The sequence below is a fragment of the Amycolatopsis sp. NPDC098790 genome (assembly GCF_044759945.1).
Taxonomy (GTDB): domain Bacteria; phylum Actinomycetota; class Actinomycetes; order Mycobacteriales; family Pseudonocardiaceae; genus Amycolatopsis.
Genome location: NZ_JBIWAI010000001.1, coordinates 1,524,532 through 1,540,748 on the forward strand (window position 1 = coordinate 1,524,532; position 16,217 = coordinate 1,540,748).

General features: G+C 67.9%; 19 protein-coding genes and 1 pseudogene. 8 read left to right on the top strand and 12 right to left on the bottom strand.

What is annotated here, in order from left to right; genetic code table 11:
- Positions 1-7 precede the first annotated feature (7 nt).
- The 7 genes and pseudogenes from ACIQWX_RS07605 to ACIQWX_RS07635 form a co-directional block, all read right to left on the bottom strand.
- A complete protein-coding gene (locus ACIQWX_RS07605) occupies positions 8-535 on the bottom strand; it encodes a cysteine hydrolase family protein (RefSeq protein WP_400866994.1) in 528 nt (175 codons plus the stop codon).
- Entirely contained in the window at positions 532-1,965 is a 1,434-nt protein-coding gene (locus ACIQWX_RS07610) for a purine-cytosine permease family protein (protein ID WP_400866997.1), read from the bottom strand. Before ACIQWX_RS07610 ends, ACIQWX_RS07605 begins: the two co-directional genes overlap by 4 nt.
- Positions 1,962-2,837 (bottom strand): PfkB family carbohydrate kinase, encoded by an 876-nt coding sequence (locus tag ACIQWX_RS07615; protein WP_400867000.1) that lies wholly within the window; start codon positions 2,835-2,837, stop codon positions 1,962-1,964. Before ACIQWX_RS07615 ends, ACIQWX_RS07610 begins: the two co-directional genes overlap by 4 nt.
- Positions 2,834-3,829 carry an ADP-ribosylglycohydrolase family protein gene (locus tag ACIQWX_RS07620; RefSeq protein ID WP_400867003.1) on the bottom strand — a complete coding sequence of 332 codons (996 nt, stop codon included), beginning with the start codon at positions 3,827-3,829 and terminating at the stop codon, positions 2,834-2,836. Before ACIQWX_RS07620 ends, ACIQWX_RS07615 begins: the two co-directional genes overlap by 4 nt.
- Positions 3,826-4,518 carry a GntR family transcriptional regulator gene (locus ACIQWX_RS07625; RefSeq protein WP_400867006.1) on the bottom strand — a complete coding sequence of 231 codons (693 nt, stop codon included), beginning with the start codon at positions 4,516-4,518 and terminating at the stop codon, positions 3,826-3,828. Before ACIQWX_RS07625 ends, ACIQWX_RS07620 begins: the two co-directional genes overlap by 4 nt.
- Positions 4,519-4,551: 33 nt before the next feature.
- On the bottom strand, positions 4,552-5,190 hold the full coding sequence (locus ACIQWX_RS07630; RefSeq protein ID WP_400867009.1) for a VC0807 family protein: 639 nt from the start codon (positions 5,188-5,190) through the stop codon (positions 4,552-4,554).
- A 152-nt stretch (positions 5,191-5,342) separates the two neighbouring features.
- Positions 5,343-5,612, bottom strand: a pseudogene (locus ACIQWX_RS07635) (tRNA dihydrouridine synthase DusB); the annotation flags it as partial.
- Positions 5,613-5,669: 57 nt separating this feature from the next.
- On the opposite strand from ACIQWX_RS07635, the gene ACIQWX_RS07640 reads away from it, so the two are divergent.
- The 3 genes from ACIQWX_RS07640 (at position 5,670) to ACIQWX_RS07650 (ending at position 9,124) form a co-directional block, all read left to right on the top strand.
- A complete protein-coding gene (locus tag ACIQWX_RS07640) occupies positions 5,670-5,849 on the top strand; it encodes a hypothetical protein (protein WP_400867012.1) in 180 nt (59 codons plus the stop codon).
- A gap of 258 nt (positions 5,850-6,107) precedes the next feature.
- Positions 6,108-6,566: a hypothetical protein gene (locus ACIQWX_RS07645; protein WP_400867014.1), complete on the top strand. Its 459-nt coding sequence runs from the start codon at positions 6,108-6,110 to the stop codon at positions 6,564-6,566.
- A gap of 89 nt (positions 6,567-6,655) precedes the next feature.
- On the top strand, positions 6,656-9,124 hold the full coding sequence (locus tag ACIQWX_RS07650) for a tetratricopeptide repeat protein (protein ID WP_400867017.1): 2,469 nt from the start codon (positions 6,656-6,658) through the stop codon (positions 9,122-9,124).
- 228 nt (positions 9,125-9,352) lie between these two features.
- Here the strand turns inward: ACIQWX_RS07650 and ACIQWX_RS07655 are convergent, their stop codons facing one another.
- Both ACIQWX_RS07655 and ACIQWX_RS07660 read right to left on the bottom strand, forming a co-directional pair.
- Positions 9,353-9,499 carry a hypothetical protein gene (locus tag ACIQWX_RS07655; RefSeq protein ID WP_400867020.1) on the bottom strand — a complete coding sequence of 49 codons (147 nt, stop codon included), beginning with the start codon at positions 9,497-9,499 and terminating at the stop codon, positions 9,353-9,355.
- A complete protein-coding gene (locus ACIQWX_RS07660) occupies positions 9,496-9,630 on the bottom strand; it encodes a hypothetical protein (RefSeq protein WP_400867022.1) in 135 nt (44 codons plus the stop codon). Before ACIQWX_RS07660 ends, ACIQWX_RS07655 begins: the two co-directional genes overlap by 4 nt.
- 348 nt (positions 9,631-9,978) lie before the next feature.
- On the opposite strand from ACIQWX_RS07660, the gene ACIQWX_RS07665 reads away from it, so the two are divergent.
- Both ACIQWX_RS07665 and ACIQWX_RS07670 read left to right on the top strand, forming a co-directional pair.
- Positions 9,979-10,395, top strand: a complete 417-nt coding sequence (locus ACIQWX_RS07665) for a hypothetical protein (RefSeq protein ID WP_400867025.1) — start codon at positions 9,979-9,981, stop codon at positions 10,393-10,395.
- 225 nt (positions 10,396-10,620) lie between these two features.
- Complete coding sequence (locus ACIQWX_RS07670; RefSeq protein ID WP_400867027.1) at positions 10,621-11,352, top strand: hypothetical protein; 732 nt, start codon at positions 10,621-10,623, stop codon at positions 11,350-11,352.
- A 116-nt stretch (positions 11,353-11,468) separates the two neighbouring features.
- On the opposite strand, the gene dusB is transcribed toward ACIQWX_RS07670, so the two are convergent.
- Together dusB and ACIQWX_RS07680 are read right to left on the bottom strand one after the other, a co-directional pair.
- Complete coding sequence (dusB, locus tag ACIQWX_RS07675) at positions 11,469-12,614, bottom strand: tRNA dihydrouridine synthase DusB (protein WP_400867030.1); 1,146 nt, start codon at positions 12,612-12,614, stop codon at positions 11,469-11,471.
- A gap of 57 nt (positions 12,615-12,671) precedes the next feature.
- On the bottom strand, positions 12,672-13,235 hold the full coding sequence (locus tag ACIQWX_RS07680; RefSeq protein WP_400867033.1) for a hypothetical protein: 564 nt from the start codon (positions 13,233-13,235) through the stop codon (positions 12,672-12,674).
- A gap of 429 nt (positions 13,236-13,664) precedes the next feature.
- Between ACIQWX_RS07680 and ACIQWX_RS07685 the strand changes: the two genes are divergently transcribed.
- Genes ACIQWX_RS07685 through ACIQWX_RS07695 form a run of 3 tightly spaced genes read left to right on the top strand, consistent with a single transcriptional unit; the run spans position 13,665 to position 15,741 of the window.
- Positions 13,665-14,696, top strand: a complete 1,032-nt coding sequence (locus ACIQWX_RS07685) for a hypothetical protein (RefSeq protein ID WP_400867035.1) — start codon at positions 13,665-13,667, stop codon at positions 14,694-14,696.
- 11 nt (positions 14,697-14,707) lie between these two features.
- Entirely contained in the window at positions 14,708-15,421 is a 714-nt protein-coding gene (locus ACIQWX_RS07690; protein WP_400867037.1) for a radical SAM protein, read from the top strand.
- Positions 15,418-15,741 carry a hypothetical protein gene (locus ACIQWX_RS07695; RefSeq protein ID WP_400867038.1) on the top strand — a complete coding sequence of 108 codons (324 nt, stop codon included), beginning with the start codon at positions 15,418-15,420 and terminating at the stop codon, positions 15,739-15,741. Before ACIQWX_RS07690 ends, ACIQWX_RS07695 begins: the two co-directional genes overlap by 4 nt.
- A 26-nt stretch (positions 15,742-15,767) precedes the next feature.
- On the opposite strand, the gene ACIQWX_RS07700 is transcribed toward ACIQWX_RS07695, so the two are convergent.
- Positions 15,768-16,148 (bottom strand): hypothetical protein, encoded by a 381-nt coding sequence (locus tag ACIQWX_RS07700; protein WP_400867039.1) that lies wholly within the window; start codon positions 16,146-16,148, stop codon positions 15,768-15,770.
- Positions 16,149-16,217 lie beyond the last annotated feature (69 nt).

The window sequence follows — 16,217 nt, forward strand, 5'->3', positions numbered from 1 at the left end:
ATCGAGCCTAGCCCAGCACCTCCTCCGTCGTGGCCACCTTCACCAACGGCCCGTACAGCCGCATGATGTCCAGCGCCTTCGCGTGGCTCTCGTCGTCCACTCCCGCGCACGCGTCCGACACCACCGTGACCGATACGCCCGCGTCCGCCGCGGCCAACGCCGTCGACAGCACGCAGCAGTCTGTCGACACACCGGCCAGGACCAAGCGTGCGCCGCCGACCCGGGTGGCCATGCGGGCCGTCCACTTGCCGAACGTGGTCGCGTCCACTGTGGACTGTGGTTGGAACTCGGGGATCACTTGGTAGAGCGGGTCGTCCGGTGGTCGCAGCGCGAACGGCCACTGCTCGTAGTACTGCTTCCACGCTCCTTCCGGGCGCGCCGGCGCGATGAACCTCGTGAACACGACGTCGTCGCCGAAAGCCGTTACCAAGCGGTGGATCCGCGGGAGTACCTCGGCGAAGCGCGGGGTGAACCATTCGCTCGCCGGGGTGGCGAACACGTTCTGCAGGTCGATGACCGCCAGGACCGATCTCACGCCGCCTCCTGCGCGTGGATGCGCCGCCGCGTCGACAACGTCACCACGAAACCGAGCGCCAGCGCCAGCAACACGCCCAGGTTCGCGTACGCCCACGAGCCGTCGCGGCCGCCGAGTCCCAACGGTTCCAGGAGGTAGCCCTGCCACTTCAGCCACTCCGCGGACGTGTTCGTCACCAAGCCCCAGCCCAGCGCCGTCGCCACCACGACCAGAGCGATCGGCCCGGGCCGGACGTCGCCGTAGCGGCCGGCCGGGTCGAACAGGTCGCGCTCGGCGTAGTCGCGCCGGCGCAGCAGGACGTCCGCGAGCATCACGCCGCACCACGCCGCCACCGGGACGCCCAGCGTCACCAGGAAACCCTGGAACTGGCCGAGGAACTCGCCGCCGAAGAAGACGATGTAGATCGTGCCCGCCACCATGAGCACGCCGTCGACGAACGCCGCCACCGGGCGCGGCACGCGCAACCCCGCCGAGAGCAGCGCCAAGCCCGACGAATAGATGTCCAGCACCGCGCCGCCGACCAGGCCGAGCACCGCCACGATCGCGAACGGCACCAGGAACCACAGCGGCAGCAACGTCGTCAGCGCGCCGATCGGGTCGGCCGCGATCGCCTTGTTCAGGTCCGGCGACGAGCCGGCCAGCAGCAGCCCGAACACCAGCAGCACCAGCGGCGCCACCGACGCGCCGAACGTCGTCCAGCCGACCACTCCGCGGCCCGACGACGAGCGCGGCAGGTAGCGCGAGTAGTCCGCGGCCGCGTTGACCCAGCCGAGGCCGAAGCCGGTCATCAGGAACACCAGCGCGCCGACCCACTGCTGCGCCGAGCCGGACGGCAGCGCGCTCACGGCGTCCCAGTGCACGTCACCGGCCACGAGCACGACGTAGACCACAGTGAGCACGCCGGTGATCCAGGTGATCCACGTCTGCAGCTTCATGATCGCGTCGAAGCCGAGCACGCCGGCGGCGACCGTCAGCGCGGCGACCACGACCAGCGCGATCACCTTCGTGGCGGTCCCGCCGCCCCAGCCGAGGCGCTCGAAGACCGTCGACGTCGCCAGCGTCGCCAACGCCGTCAGCACGGTTTCCCAGCCGACCGTCAGCAGCCACGAGATCGCCGACGGCAGCCGGTTGCCGCGGACGCCGAACGCCGCCCGCGAGAGCAGCATCGTCGGCGCCGAACCGCGCTTGCCGGCGATCGCGATGAACCCGCACAGCAGGAACGAGAACAGGATGCCGACGACACCCGCGACCAGCGCCTGCCAGAACGAGATGCCGAAGCCGAGCGTGAACGAGCCGTAGCTCAGCCCCAGCACCGACACGTTCGCGCCGAACCACGGCCAGAACAGCTGCCGCGGGCGCCCGCGGCGTTCGGCGTCGTCGATCACGTCGAGGCCGTTGGTCTCCACCTCGAGCCTGCGGGTACCGCTCATGTCGTGGCCTCCACCAGCTTGTCGATCTCCGCCCGGCGCGGTGCCGTCGCCGGGCCGCGGCGGGTCACCGAAAGCGCGGCCGCCGCGTTGGCGCGCACGGCGGCGTCGAGGAGGGTACTGCCGCGCAGCAGCTCCGCGGCCAGCACGCCGCAGTGCGTGTCGCCGGCGCCGTTCGTGTCCACGGCGTCGACCGGGAAGCCCGGCACGTCGGTGACGCGCCCGTGCTCGTGGACGCGGCAGCCCTTCGCGCCGTCCCGGACGACGGCGACCGGCGGCAGCTCGCCGAGCACGTCGGCCTCGCGGGCGTTGCAGCTTAGAATGTCTACAATGGACAGTAACTCGTAAAGGTCTCCAGGGGTGATTTCGGCGGCCAACGGGCCGGGATCGAACAGGATCCTCGAGCCGGGCAGCAGGGGTAGCCACTCGAGGAGAGCCGTGCGATTGCTCTTATGCAACAAACTGTAGCCAGTCACGTACACGACGTCGTCATCCTTTGGAACGACATCGGCGAGCGCGGCGGGCCGCAGCCGTCCTTCGGCGCCGGTGCCGGTCGCGAAGGTGCGCTCACCGCTCGCGTCGACCAGCGCGACGACGACGCCGGTGTCCAGCTCCGACGTCGGTTCGTGAGCCAGCTCGACACCTTCGTCCGCCAGGGCGGCACGCACGAGATCGCCGAAAGCACCGGTGCCGTGGCTGCCCGCGTAGAGCACGCGAGCACCGGAGCGCGCGGCCGCGGCCATGACGTTGAAACCCCCGCCGGGCAACAGGTTCGTGGAAGACGCCATGACGTCGCCACCCGGCGGGGGCAGGGCCGGCACCGCCATGACGAGGTCGAGGACGACCTGCCCGGTGTGCACCAGCCGCCCGGTCATCGGCGGCGCAGCTCGAGGAGCTCGTCGACCAGCGGGCCGAGGTCGAGGCGGTTGACGGCCAGGACGGTCTCGACGACGTCGGGGCGGAAGACGCCGACACCGTGCGCGGCGCCGAGCATCGCCCCGCAGATCGCGGCGACCGTGTCGGTGTCGCCGCCGAGCCCGGCGGCCAGCCGCAACGCCGCCGGCGGGTCGTCACCCATGGCCTCGGCCAGCGCGAACGCGGCCACGACGGACTCCTGCGAGGCGACGGACGTGCCGATGACCCGCGCGACCGCATCGGCGACGGCGGCCGGCGCCATGCCCCGCACCCAGCCGCGCGCCCAGCGAATCCGCGCGGCGATCTCCCCGCCGGGCGCCCAATGGCCGCGTTCCCCGCCGACGACGGCCGCGCGCTCACCCGCGTCGAGCGCTTCGGGCAGGCTCGCGCCGTCGACGCCGGCGGACACGGCGGCCGCGACCGCCGCGGCGGACGCGATGCCCAAGCTGGTGTTGTGCGTGACGCGCGCGGTCGCGACGACGGCGTCGACCAGCCGGTGCAGGTCCTCGGACGGCGTGGCGATGCCGACCGGCGTGACGCGCATGGCGGCGCCGTTGGTCGTGCCGGTGCGACCCGCCTCGTCGGCCGGGACACCGTTCTGCAGCTGGGAAAGCGCCCGTTTCGTCGATGGGCCGAGCAGGTCCGCGGAGCCGCGGCGGACCATGTCCGCCTCCCAGATGAGCAGGGCGTCGGCGAAGACGTGCGGCTCGACGGTGCCGCGGCCGTCGATGAGGAGGCGGGCCAGCAGGACGGCCTGCTCGGTGTCGTCGGTGACCGACCCCGCGGGCATCGACGGCGCGACCGGCTGCTCGGCGACGGCGGTGAGCAGGCCGGTGACCGGCCCGTAGGTGGCGGCGATCGCGGCGCGGGACATGGACTGCGTCGGCATGCCGAGCGCGTCGCCGACGGCGAGGCCGGTGAACGCGCCGAGCGCCCGGTCCCGCGCGGTCACCGGTGTCCGAAGGTGAGGTGGAACTGGAACCGGTCCGGGTCCAGGAGGCTGACGACGCGTTCGACGAGCCGGCCTTCGACGTCGACCGAGGTCCGCTCGGCGCGGAGGAAGAGCTCGCCGATGCTGCGGCCGAGGAGCCCGGCGGCGCAGGCGTCGAGGCGTTCGGTGCTGATCCACTGGTCGCCGCCGACGGAGATCCGCCCGGCGGCTTCGAGGGTCTTGGTGAGGGAGCCGTCGCGGAGGCCGGTTTCGGGAAGATCGGCGAGGAGTCCGACGGCGGGGACGGTGGCGGTTTCGAGCGAAACGCCCCGGTCGTGCTCCCGCCGCAGCCGCCGGACGGCGACGTAGGCCGTCTCGCCGAACTCCTCTTCGAGGGCTTGGTCTTCGACGGCCTCGATGCCGAGGAGCTCGGTGGTGACGGGCGCGCCGGCGTCGGCGAGGGCGCGGGCCCAGCCGATCCGCTGGTCGAGCTGGACGCCGTCGAAGGTGACGAACGAGCCGACGCCGGCCTGGGTGGAGATGAGTTCGAGCTGCTGGAGCTCGGAGAGGGCGCTGCGGACGGTGCCGCGGCTGACCTGGTACTGCAGGGCGAGCTGGTTCTCGCCGGGGAGCCGTTCGCCGTGGGCGAGGCGGCCCGAGCGGATCAGGTCGGAGAGGTCACCGACGAGCTGCTGCCGCTTGCTGTACATGTACACACCTGTACACCCCGGTGTTGTCGCAGGTCAAGCGGCGATCAGGTGGTTGGCGTCGGCTTCGATCATCTTGCCGGCCCGCTCGGCCGTCTTGCCGCCGACGACCATGATCACTGCGAAGGCGCCGACGAAGATGACGGTGCTCAGCCACACCATGGTCTCGATGGGCAGCGTGAAGGCGCCGACGATGCGAGCGGCGGACTCCAGGACGAAGCCGATGCCCCAGATGATGCTGGTGTGACGCATGATCTTTTCGAACGGCGCGGTGCCGGAGAGGCGTTCCCAGGCGGCTTCGTTTTCGGCTTTGCCGCGGGTGAGGAACGGCTGGATCGTCTTGGTCATGATCGGCGCCGCGGTGAACGCGGAGGCGAGGATGACGAGCCCGGTGATGCCGCTGCCGAGCGAGTCCTTGGCGATCATCATGCGGGCGTCGCCGGAAACGAAGGTCAGCAGCATGCCGACGACGTTCGTGACCAGGACGACCAGGGCGAGACCGTTGAGGGTGCGGTGCTTGGCGAACTGCTGGAGCGTCCTCGCGAGCGGGACGACGCCGCTGAGGGCGAGCGAGAGGAAGACGCTCACGCCGAGCGCGTGGAGCCCGTAGTAGACGCCGATGGGGACGGCGATGTCGATGGCGAGGGACTTGAGCGGGGAACCGTTGTTCGTCATGGGAAAAGCTTGTCGCGGTGGGGAGTCCGGGACGGATGCCGTCCGCCACGACTTGGACCTGACAGATGTCACGGCCGCGTCGTCGGGTCCGCATGGGAACCTTCTTGCGCGCCTTGCAGACTCGCACTCGTGCTGGCTCTTCGGGGTGAGCCTCAGCCGCCTGAATGCATGTCTTCCGCTTCGGGGACGCAGTCGTCGTCCGGGTCGTCCAGCCAGCCGTGCGGCAGCGTGACCTTGCCCGGCGAACCCTGGCGTCCTCGCGGCCCGGTCGCGGCTTCGGGGAACGGCGCGTCGTGGTCGAGCTGGGCGATCAGGTCGTCGAGCTGCTGCATCGAGGACAGCATCGCGAACCCGCGGCGCAGCTCCGAGCCGACCGGGAAGCCCATCAGGTACCACGCCATGTGCTTGCGGATGTCGCGCATGAAGCAGCCAGCCTGCCGCAGAAATATCCCCTCGCACGTCGCGGGAGGTACACCGTGATGCACGGTCGTTCGCGCCGAGTGCTGGTGCACGTCGAGCACCGCACCTTCACCCTCGACCGGGGCCAGGCGTCTCCCGCTGACTCGCCGGACAGCGTCGACGAGCCCGAGGATCGACTGTCCTACGCCGGGATTCTCCTGTCGTACCTGCAAGACGACGTCGTCGACCGCGAGATGTAGCTGCCGATGGGCGAGGCGCCCACCCTCACCGATGACGAAGCACTGATCACCGTGCTGCACATGACGATGCGCTGGAACCGAGGCGAACTCCCCGAACGCCTTCGGAACAACTAGTCCGAGGGCTCACTGCCCGCCACGGCGTCGGGCGGTACTGGAGGAGATGGTGTCCAGGGTCTCGTCGTGTCGCTTTTGGTTCTGCAGCGACGACTGTAGGTTGTGGTACCCCGGCCGGGGGTGTTGCGTGAGGGGAGCTGGCTGATGGGATTCGAAGTCGTGCTGGGGGCGTTGATCGCGTGGGCCGCGGGCAAAGCCCGCCGCGCAGGCAAGACGCTCGACGGTGTCGCGAACGACGTGATCGACGCTGTCACGGCGAAAGCCCGCGCCAGGGTGCTGAAGTTGGTGCTGAGCAAGATCGGGACCGACTCGGCGCTGGTGAAGCTGGAGGCAGAGGTCGCCGCGATCGGTGAAGTGTCGGAGCTGACCCGCACGCGGGTTGAGCTAGCTGTCACCGCCGCGCAGCAGGACGATCCGGACTTCGCTGCGGCCCTGGCCACGGCTGTGGCTGAAGCCGAACGCCACGGCGGGATGGTGGCGACGCAGGGCGGAACGGTCATCACCGGCACCGCGACGACCACCGGCCCGGGTGACGCGTTCGGTGCGGTGGGGTCGGTGACGAAGGTGGTGGCGCCGGGCCCTCGGACGCCGGGGCGGGCCTGACTCCACCCGCCCCGGCGCACACCCACCCGACGCTGTCGGGCCCGCCTGTTGCCGTCATCGGGCATTGCCATGCCGGCCCCGGCAGCACGGTGATCGGTGCGGTCGGCCAGCTCACCATGATCGCTACCGCGGCCGAGCCACGCCCGGCGGCGTTGGTAGACGTGCTGCGACCAGGCCGGGCCGCGGGCCTGTTCGTCGGCCGTGATGATGAGGTAGGGCAGTTGCTGGAGCTGCTCACTCCGGCTCCGGCGCTGGCGGCAACCGCGCCTGATGTGGGGCGGGGTGCAGTGGTGGTGTCGGCGGTGTCGGGGATGGGCGGCATCGGCAAGACCGCCTTGGCCGTGCACACCGCTCTGCTCGCTGCCGAGCGCGGCTGGTTTCCTGGCGGGGTGCTGCTGGTGGACCTGCGCGGCTACGCTCCCGGCCAGGTTCCAGTGCGTCCGGAGCAGGTGTACGCCTCGTTGTTGCGCGAGCTGGGCTTGCCTGCCGAGCAGATCCCCGGTACGTCCGCCGAGCAGGCCAGCCTCTACCAGGGGGTCCTCGACCAGCTTGCCATGATCGACGAGCGGGTGTTGCTGGTGCTGGACAATGTCGCCGACTCCTCCCAGGTGCGAGAGCTGCTACCGCGCCAGCTGGCGCATCGGGCGCTGGTCACCACTCGCGACGTTCTGGACCTGCTCGACGCGCGCCGGGTCTTCCTCGACGTGCTCAGCGATATCTCAGCGGTCGATCTGCTGACCCGGCTGCTGCGCGCCGACAACCCGGAAGACACGCGTTCGGACACCGAGCCGGAGGCGGTGGGGCGGCTGGTGGGGGTGTGCGGTCGGTTGCCCTTGGCGGTGAGGATCGTCGCGGCGATCCTCACCGACGAACCCGCCCTCACCGTCTCAGCGTTGGCTGAACAGCTCGCCGATGTTGAGACTCGCCTGAATGGCATGGCCTACGCAGGAGGGGATGTTGGCGCGGTCATCGATTTCTCTTACTGCCGCTTGGCCGCCCGCGCGCCACAAGCGGCTGAGCTGCTGGCGCTGCTGACGGTGAACCCGGGGCCGGACCTGTCGACCGAGACTGCCGCCGCGATCGGCGGCACCACCACCGCAGTGGCCGCGACGCGGTTGCGGGCCCTGAGGGCGGCGTCGCTGCTGCAGTACACCTCGACCGGTCGGTGGCGGCTGCACGACCTGCTCGCCCTCTATGCCCGACGCCATCTCGCCCTCGATGCCGCAGATCAGGCCACCACCCGCCTGCTGACCTACTACGCCGACGCCGCCCACGCCGCCGACGACCACCTGAAGGGCCTGCCCGGCCAGCCAGGTCCGGACCGATTTGCCGGCAGGCGGGATGCCCTGGCCTGGTTCGACGCCGAACACGCCAACCTCACTGCCGCCGTCGCGCACGCCCACCACACCGGCCATCTCAACCACACCACCGAGCTCGCCGCGTGCCTGGCAGATTATTTGAGCTGGCGACGGCATCTCAACGACTGGGTCACTGTCGCCACCCACGCATTCTCCGTCGCCACCACACTAGCCGACCCACAACACTGGGCCGGAGCTTGCAACAACCTCGGGATTGCGCTGCGGGCGTTGCGGCGGTTTGACGAGGCGATCACCGTCCTCCAGTGGGCCGGCGAAATCTATCGGGAGTTGGGCGATCGCCGCAGCGAAGCGCAGGCGTGGGGCAACCTCGGGATCGCGCTGCAGGAGGTGCGGCGGTTTGACGAGGCGATCATCGCTCATCAGCAGGCCGGCGACATTTTCCGGGAGTTGGGCGATCGCCACAGCGAGGGGCGGGCGTGGAACAACTTCGGGATTGCGCTGCAGGAGGTGCGGCGGTTTGACGAGGCGGTCATCGCTCATCAGCTGGCCGGTGACATCCACCGGGAGTTGGGCGATCGCCACGGCGAAGGTCGGGCGTGGAGCAACTTCGGGCTCGCGTTGCGGGCGGTGCGGCGGTTTGACGAGGCGGTCATCGCTCATCAGCAGGCTGGCGATATCTATCGGGAACTGGGCGATCGCCACAGCGAAGCGCAGGCGTGGAACAACCTCGGGATCGCGCTGCAGGAGGTGCAGCGCTTCGACGAGGCGATCACCGTCCTCCAGCGGGCCGGCGATATCTTCCGGGAGTTGGGCGATCGCCACAGCGAGGGGCGGGCGTGGAACAACTTCGGGCTCGCGTCGCAGGAGGTGCGGCGGTTTGACGAGGCGATCATCGCTCATCAGCTGGCCGGTGATATCTTCCGGGAGTTGGGCGATCGCCACGGCGAAGGTCGGGCGTGGAACAACTTCGGGCTCGCGTTGCGGGCGGTGCGGCGGTTTGACGAGGCGATCATCGCTCATCAGCTGGCCGGTGATATCTATCGGGAGTTGGGCGATCGCCACAGCGAAGGCCGGGCGTGGAACAACCTCGGGGCCGCGCTGCAGGAGGTGCGACAGTTCGATGAAGTCGTCCGTGCGTGGGGCGAGGCCGCTGCTGCCTTCGATGACGCTGGTGATGAGGAGTCGGCTGCTGTAGTGCGCCGCCAGTTGGAGAAGGTCGGCTGTGACGAAGCATCGTAGCCGTCTGGTGGGACCGCTCGCCTGTGGTTCCGCATGAACCGGCGAACGCTCCGCCCGCACCAAGTCAAGCCAACCGAAAGCGGGGTTCGGCGCCCACGGTGGTCTTCAACAGCAGGGCGCCCTCGTTGTCGAACATCTCGGCCCGTCGTCGGGCGCTCGGGAGCGCATGCAGGAAAGATGGGAGTGTGGCCCGCAAAGTTCTCGTGAAGCAGCCAAACCGAGCCTCCTTCACGTTGAGCGAGACTTCCGCTCCCGACGAGCACCATCTGCAAGAGGTGCTGAAACACCATCCCGAACTGTGGTGCCGGCGATCAGACCGGTGCCGGTGATGTGGGTGGAATCCAGCTCGTGCGCGATGCCGAAGTCGCTGATCATCGCGCCTTCTGCGCATCAAACTCGACGTCTGCTCCGTTGATCCGAAACTTCACTCGCTTCTTATCGCTGCGCCGGAGGAACATCCGGATGACGGCGGCCAGGGACGGCCAGAATGCCTCGTTGGTGATCACAGCGTGGACGATCTCGGTCGCGGTGTTGGAGTGCTCAAGGCCGAGGTTGTGCTGAATCTCTGCCTCGTCGAGTGCAAGCTCAAAAGGCTCGCGGTGACCTTCGGAATCCGGAGGGTGAGGTCGTTGGCTTCCCTGCTGGACTCAACTTCGAGATAGAACGTCGGTTCGGTGATGCTCGTGTCGGACATGGCAGTAAGCCTCGCACCTACGGTCAGTCGACGTCGTCGACTTGTGGGGAGTTGGCGCATCGTCGCAGTTAAAAACCCGGAACTGGCGCGTTCCGTTTCAGTCGCAAGTGGCGCTACGCGTCAACTTACTGTAACTTACTAGCTGTTACAGTAAGCGGGCATGGAGGCGAAGATGGTGCGGATGGTGGTCGGTGGTCGCGACTTGGACATCAAGAAGGAAGACGTCGTCAGGGCGATGCGCGATGCCCCCGTGGAAACGATCCGTAAGCACGTGGTCGAACTCGGGGAGACGGTGTACCCGCCGAAGCAGGTTCTTGCGACGGTTACTGGGTGGGATCGAACCTCCTTTACAACAGCGGAAGCGCAGCGTGTCCTGGCCCGGCTCGGCTTCGTCTGCCGCACCGCTGGGACCCTGCCGGACGGCACCCCAGCGTGGGTCGCTGCGGATGGCAGACCTGATCAGCTCGAAGATCGTGTTGCAGATTTGGAAGCAGCGCTCGCGGTCGCTCATCGGGCGATCGCGGGTCTTGCCTCCAGAGTCGATGAATTAGAGGGTCGAACCGAGGGGAAGGGTTGAGAAGTTGTCACTGTGTTGACATCGGTCGGCCAGAACCGAAGTTGGAAGTGACAACCGCTCGGATCTGGTCACAGTAGTGAACGCCGAGCAGCGCGATGTGGCCTTCGTGCGTGCAAGTGTCTAGGCATTGATGTGGTGCCGAGAACTCGACGAAATCAGTCAATCTGGGGTGACAGCTGGCTGCTGCGGCAGGCCGTCTTCCACCTCCCCGACACAGTGGACATCGTGACCACGAACCTAGACAATTCGACGAACGCACCGTGGCGACACCAGGCCGCATGGGCGCGGCATGCGTATGAGCGTCGAGCTGATCTGGACTGGTGGAGGACCAACGCGCCAGAGGATCCCAGGAGCCTCCAGGCTCGCTCATGGGCCTATGCACTACTCGCCTTCGCCAAGCACACCGCTGTCGTCGCAACAGCAGCGGATCTGGACCGGGTGCTCGATTCCCTGGCGCCTCACCAGTTCGCGGCGATCAAGATGGGATTTACCCGACACCTCAGCCGGGGTGGTCGCCGTCTTTCACTTCGCGACGAACTTCGGTTGGGAAAGGTCTCTGTCCGCGGGCGCACCGCCACTTTGCTAAGCGTGATCACTCACGACTCAACCCGCGAGCAACTGGCGAAAATCATCCAGCAGGAGCTTCCTGCGCTCCTGCGCGACGGGCTTTTGGCGCCGGCATCGGCGGAGAACTCAGCCGAATCCATTTCGATCAAAATCGACGGAATCCATGGTGTGAGACAGCTTGATCTAGAGGGTGTGGCTTTGGCCGGTCTGACTGATGCCAAGGCGGGGCGGGTGCTGGCTGCTCCACACGAGTGGCCGCCTGCTGTAGTGCAGGCAGCCGCGCAGCGGTTGTCACAGAAGGCGGCCCAGGCCAGGTCGCCTCTTGCGGTTACCGCAGAGGAGAATCGTTGGTTCCCGGACGTTCCGTGGCGGCACAGCGACGATCGCTGACTTCTAGGAATGAAACTATGCGAGCTTTCGTCGAAGATCAGCCAGCCTTATCATGCTGGCCGTAACTTACAGTTGCTGGGTACTTCGCAGCATCGACTGACGAGGTGGGTTGGGGGTCAGCCGCCCGAGTGCATGTCTTCCGCTTCGGGGACGCAGTCGTCGTCCGGATCGTCCAGCCAGCCGTGTGGCAGCGTGACCTTGCCCGGTGAACCCTGGCGCCCGCGGGGGCCGTCGGCGTTGTCGGGGAAGGGCGCGTCGTGGTCGAGGCGGCCGATGAGGTCGTCGAGCTCGGTCAGGCTGGACACCATCGCGAAGCCGCGGCGAAGTTCGGAGCCAACCGGGAAGTTCATAAAGTACCAGGCCATGTGCTTGCGCAGGTCGCGCAGGGCCTTGGTCTCGCCGTCGTGGGAGATGAGCAGCTCGGCGTGCTGGCGCAGCACCCCCGCCACCTCGCCGAGGTTGGGTGGCGTCGGCAGCGGGCGTCCGGCGAAGGCGGCTTCGAGCTCGCCGAACAGCCAGGGGCGGCCGAGGCAGCCGCGGCCGACGACGACGCCGTCGCAGCCGGTTTCGGCGACCATGCGCAGGGCGTCGTCGGCAGAGAAGATGTCGCCGTTGCCGAGGACGGGGATGCTGGTGACGGCTTCCTTGAGGGCGGCGATCTTGGTCCAGTCGGCTTGGCCGGAGTAGCGCTGGGCGGCAGTGCGGGCGTGGAGGCTGACGGCGGCGGCGCCTTCGGCTTCGGCGATGCGGCCGGCGTCGAGGTAGGTGCGGTGGTCGTCGTCGATGCCTATGCGGAACTTCGCGGTGAACGGGACGCCTGCTGGTTCGGCGGCTTTCACGCAGGCGGAGATGATGTCGGCGAACAGCTTCCGCTTGTACGGAAGCGCTGCCCCGCCGCCCTTGCGCGTGACTTTAGCGACAGGGCATCCCCAGTTGCTATCCACGTGGTCGGCCAGGCCTTCGCCGACGATGATCCGGACGGCTTCGGCCATGGTCTTGGGGTCGACGCCGTAGAGCTGCATCGACCGGGGCTTTTCGTTCGCCCCGAAGGTCATCATGTGCATGGTGCCGGGGTGGCGTTCGACAACGGCCCGCGCGGTGATCATTTCGCACACGTAGATGCCGGCGCCGTACTCGGCGCACAGCTGGCGGAAGGCGACGTTGGTGATGCCGGCCATCGGGGCGAGCACGACTGGCGGATCGACCTGGTAGGGGCCGATCTTCAGGGCGGGCTTGCTCAGGGTGGCGGTCACGTCCTCCATTGTCGCCTGTGGTGTCGGTCACTGGCGACCGGGCCAGGTCAGGGGGATTTCGGCGGCTTACTCCGGTCGCCCGGTGGCAGGGGTCATCCGGGCCGTCGGCCAGGTCCGCAGCCACGCGATCGCGTCGACCTCCTTGGCGCACACCCGGACCCGCTGGTAGTCGGCGGGATCGAGGCCGTAGTAACCGTGGCGGATCACGCCTTGGTAGATCACGTCCGACACGATGAGGACGACGTCCGGCTCGGTTGACGCCCGCAGCCGCGCATACGCGGCCTCCGCGTCGACCAGGCGGCAAGCCAGGTTGAGATCAGTGCCGAACCAGCCCGTGGCGTCCTGGATCAGCTCGCCCGCGTGGACGGCGACGCGGAGACGGATCCGGTCGCCGGCGGGATCCGCGTTCGCTGCGTGGATCGTTCTGGCGAGTCGTGGAAGCAGGAGGTCGAGCAGGTCCGCCTTCGAGACGGTCGGCGGGATCACCATGAGCACGCCGTCGCCGCGGTGGTGAACGGCCGGGCTCGCTCGGGTCAGCCCGATCGTTCGGATGGCAGCGTTCATCGATTCGTTCAGGATCGCTCGGGCCCGGAGCTGACCGCGATTGTTCAGCTTGCCGTAGCCCGCCATGTCCACCACCAGGATCGAGTGGTGCATCGGCCCCGGGGAGCGCCGTTGCCGCGGTACCGGCGTCAAACGTGAATTCGTTCCCTGAAGGTTCATCACGGCTGGTCACCGAATCGCGTGCAAGAGGCAAAGCTCGACCACGCGGCGTGACACGCCGGTGTAGCATCCGGCCACAACCTCGAGGTGCTTCCGCCGGGCGCGCCGGAGTGGTCGTGGAACGCATTCCCGGCATCGGACGGCAAAGGGGGCGGCATGGCGATCACTCCATCTCGGTTCGGGACCCGTTCAGTCTGGTGCCAAGGCGGCCACGGGTGAACGCCGAGATCCGTCCGGATCCGCCGAGTTGTGGCCCGGCCGCCGGATCACGGCCGGAACCGTCGGAAAAACGTCGAGGACTGCCGAGTTGTCGATCAGTGAAGGTGTGCACGAACCATGAACCCGGCAATGCAGTCTCCGGACGACAAGACCTATGTCGCGGCCCTGAGGGCACTGATCGGTCCGGGACTGTACGCGGCGGACCTGGAGAATTCTCCGTTGATCGATCTCCCTGTCGTGCATCGGCTGGCCGGAAGGGATTCGACACCGAACGCCAAGGCGCGTTCCTTCATCGAGCTCTTCGAGGGCGTGGTCACCGGGCAACTGGTCAAAAACGATCGTACGGCCGCCGAGATGCTGTTCGCGCTGGACAATTGGGCCGGTGTTCCCGCCCGGGACCGGCGGGTCGAGGTCGCCAGATTGCGCGATCCGAACTGGACCTGGGAGAGCAGTTACCGGAAGGAACCGCTCGAACGAGATCTCACCATGATATTTCGCGCACTCGTCCGATGGGGTGTCGAAGCCAGGCCTGCGCGGGGCGGCACTGACCCGGGCCAAACCCGCAACGCGGGTGAGGCGCTGCCGGAACACGCGAATTTCACGCCGGTCAGCTACACCACGAAATTCGCGATGCCTGACGTCCCGAGGTTCTGGAACGATCTCTGTCTGACTGCGAAGCGCAGGTTCTATCTGGTCGGCGGGACGAACAAGTCGTGGTTCGGCAAGAGCAGCGAGCAGTCCCACGAACTGGGGCAGGCGATGACCAGAATTCTGCTCGGCGGCGGCACGGTCAAAATCGTCTCGAGGCGGGACTCGGTCGTTGTTGCCCAGACGAAGCACTTCTTCGATCGGTTCGTATTCGATCCGGCTCGCCGGGATGGACAGCAGGCGGCCCTGCAAGCGGCCATCGATGCCCAAAGGCTTGTCTACGTCACGGTCCCGCATTCGAACTACGATGCGGTGATCTCCGATGATCGGATTGTTCTGCTTCCCATCCCGAACACGCCGAGCTTCCGGAACGAAGCGCTGGTGCTGGAATGGAAGCTGGACGGCGGGTACCATCCCTTCATGAACTACCTGGCGGACATCGACCGGACGATTTCCCAGGCTGACCCGGTCGGTTTCGATGCTCAGGTGGCCAACCGATAGGCGATGTGGTCATGAGCAGGACCCTCTCGGCCGATGCTGCCCGGTCCCTGTGCCGCCTCGGGCTGCGTCCGCGCGATCTGGTGCTCTACGTGACCTCGGCGTGCAACCTGCGGTGCCGCCACTGCTACGTGGGAACAGAACTGCTGAACGCCGCGGAGAGCTACGACGCGGCGGACGTGGTCGCGTTCGCCGCGAGTTTTCCTCGGCTGCGACGGGTGACCGTGCTCGGCGGGGAGCCGTTGCTGCACGAGCGGATCAACGAGATCCTCGCCGGGTTGGTCGCGCTCGCGATCGACGAACTGCGGGTGACGACCAACCTGACCGGCTTCTTCAACTTCGATCGGAGCCGGTTCCGTCCGGACGATCTGCTCGTGGCGGTCAGCCTGGACGGGCACGACGCCGCCACGCACGACGCCGTTCGCGGGCGTCGCCGCTTCGAACGCACGTGTGCGAACATCAGCGAACTGGTCGAAGCGGGATGGTGGGTCGAGGTCACGCACACCGTGATGCGGCACAACGTCGACCACCTGCGTCACCTGATCGAGCTTTGCCGCCGGCTCGGGGTGGGGCTGCTGAACCTGCATCTGATGTCGAACATGGGCAACGCACTCCAGAACCCGGACCTCGTCGTACCGGCCGAACGGTGGCTCGAAGCCCGCCGGATGCTGGAAGGTCTGAGCGATCCGCGTGGCGGGTTGAGGATCCGCTACCCCCGCTTTTCGTGACCGATGCCGAATACCGGGGAATGCTCGCCTCCGGCGAATACCACCCGCACGCGGCCGGGAGTTACTACGCGGACGGCGACCGAGTCGTGCTGTACCCCGACGGCCGTGTCTACATCTCTTCCGAGGCGTTCGGCACCGAGTCCCACATCGGGTGGATCGTGGACGGCCGGTTCCACGAGAACGTGTCGCCGAGCAGCGAACTCGCGCTGCTGGCGAGCGACCCCCAGCTCAGCATCGCCGAGGTGACGAAGGAACGTGCCGGCAGTGCTGAGCAGCCCAGAGTTCTCTCCGTGTCGTTCAAGCGCACGATCTTCGCGTAGTCGCACGGTGCGTCGACCAGGGGCGGTCAAGCGACGAGGTCGTCCCAGCGGACCAGCACCGCCGTCGCCAGGACGCCGGCCACGATGATCTTGATCAGGACCGCTCCGGTGGTCAGCCCGGTCACCGATGCGAAGTCCAGCAGGATGCTCGCCACGAACGCCGCCGCGAGCACCTGGGCGCCCCACCGGCGCTTGAAGGCGAGCGCGACGACCGCGACCAGCTGGATCGCCGTCGCGAACGCCGACAGCACGAGCCACGGCGTGGGATCGGGGTCGCTCGTCAGCAGCCGGATCTCCGCGATCATGAGCACCAGCGTGCCCAGGCCGAAGATGACCAGCATCACCGGCAGGAAGACACGTCCGGCGCCGGCGGGCGTGGCGCGTTCGGGCACACGGCGACGGGGCACGGCGAAGCCTCCGCTCGGCTCGGGAACCTCCACCGTGCCCGACCGCGCGGCGGCGATCCACCGTGCTTT

Excerpts from the sequence above, each read along its gene's own strand:
- ACIQWX_RS07610 (WP_400866997.1), bottom strand. The coding sequence starts at position 1,965 with ATGAGCGGTACCCGCAGGCTCGAGGTGGAGACCAACGGCCTCGACGTG.
- ACIQWX_RS07615 (WP_400867000.1), bottom strand. The coding sequence starts at position 2,837 with ATGACCGGGCGGCTGGTGCACACCGGGCAGGTCGTCCTCGACCTCGTC.
- ACIQWX_RS07625 (WP_400867006.1), bottom strand. The coding sequence starts at position 4,518 with ATGTACAGCAAGCGGCAGCAGCTCGTCGGTGACCTCTCCGACCTGATC.
- ACIQWX_RS07630 (WP_400867009.1), bottom strand. The coding sequence starts at position 5,190 with ATGACGAACAACGGTTCCCCGCTCAAGTCCCTCGCCATCGACATCGCC.
- ACIQWX_RS07640 (WP_400867012.1), top strand. The coding sequence starts at position 5,670 with ATGCACGGTCGTTCGCGCCGAGTGCTGGTGCACGTCGAGCACCGCACC.
- ACIQWX_RS07645 (WP_400867014.1), top strand. The coding sequence starts at position 6,108 with ATGGGATTCGAAGTCGTGCTGGGGGCGTTGATCGCGTGGGCCGCGGGC.
- ACIQWX_RS07655 (WP_400867020.1), bottom strand. The coding sequence starts at position 9,499 with ATGATCAGCGACTTCGGCATCGCGCACGAGCTGGATTCCACCCACATC.
- ACIQWX_RS07665 (WP_400867025.1), top strand. The coding sequence starts at position 9,979 with ATGGAGGCGAAGATGGTGCGGATGGTGGTCGGTGGTCGCGACTTGGAC.
- dusB (WP_400867030.1), bottom strand. The coding sequence starts at position 12,614 with ATGGAGGACGTGACCGCCACCCTGAGCAAGCCCGCCCTGAAGATCGGC.
- ACIQWX_RS07680 (WP_400867033.1), bottom strand. The coding sequence starts at position 13,235 with ATGGCGGGCTACGGCAAGCTGAACAATCGCGGTCAGCTCCGGGCCCGA.
- ACIQWX_RS07685 (WP_400867035.1), top strand. The coding sequence starts at position 13,665 with ATGAACCCGGCAATGCAGTCTCCGGACGACAAGACCTATGTCGCGGCC.
- ACIQWX_RS07690 (WP_400867037.1), top strand. The coding sequence starts at position 14,708 with ATGAGCAGGACCCTCTCGGCCGATGCTGCCCGGTCCCTGTGCCGCCTC.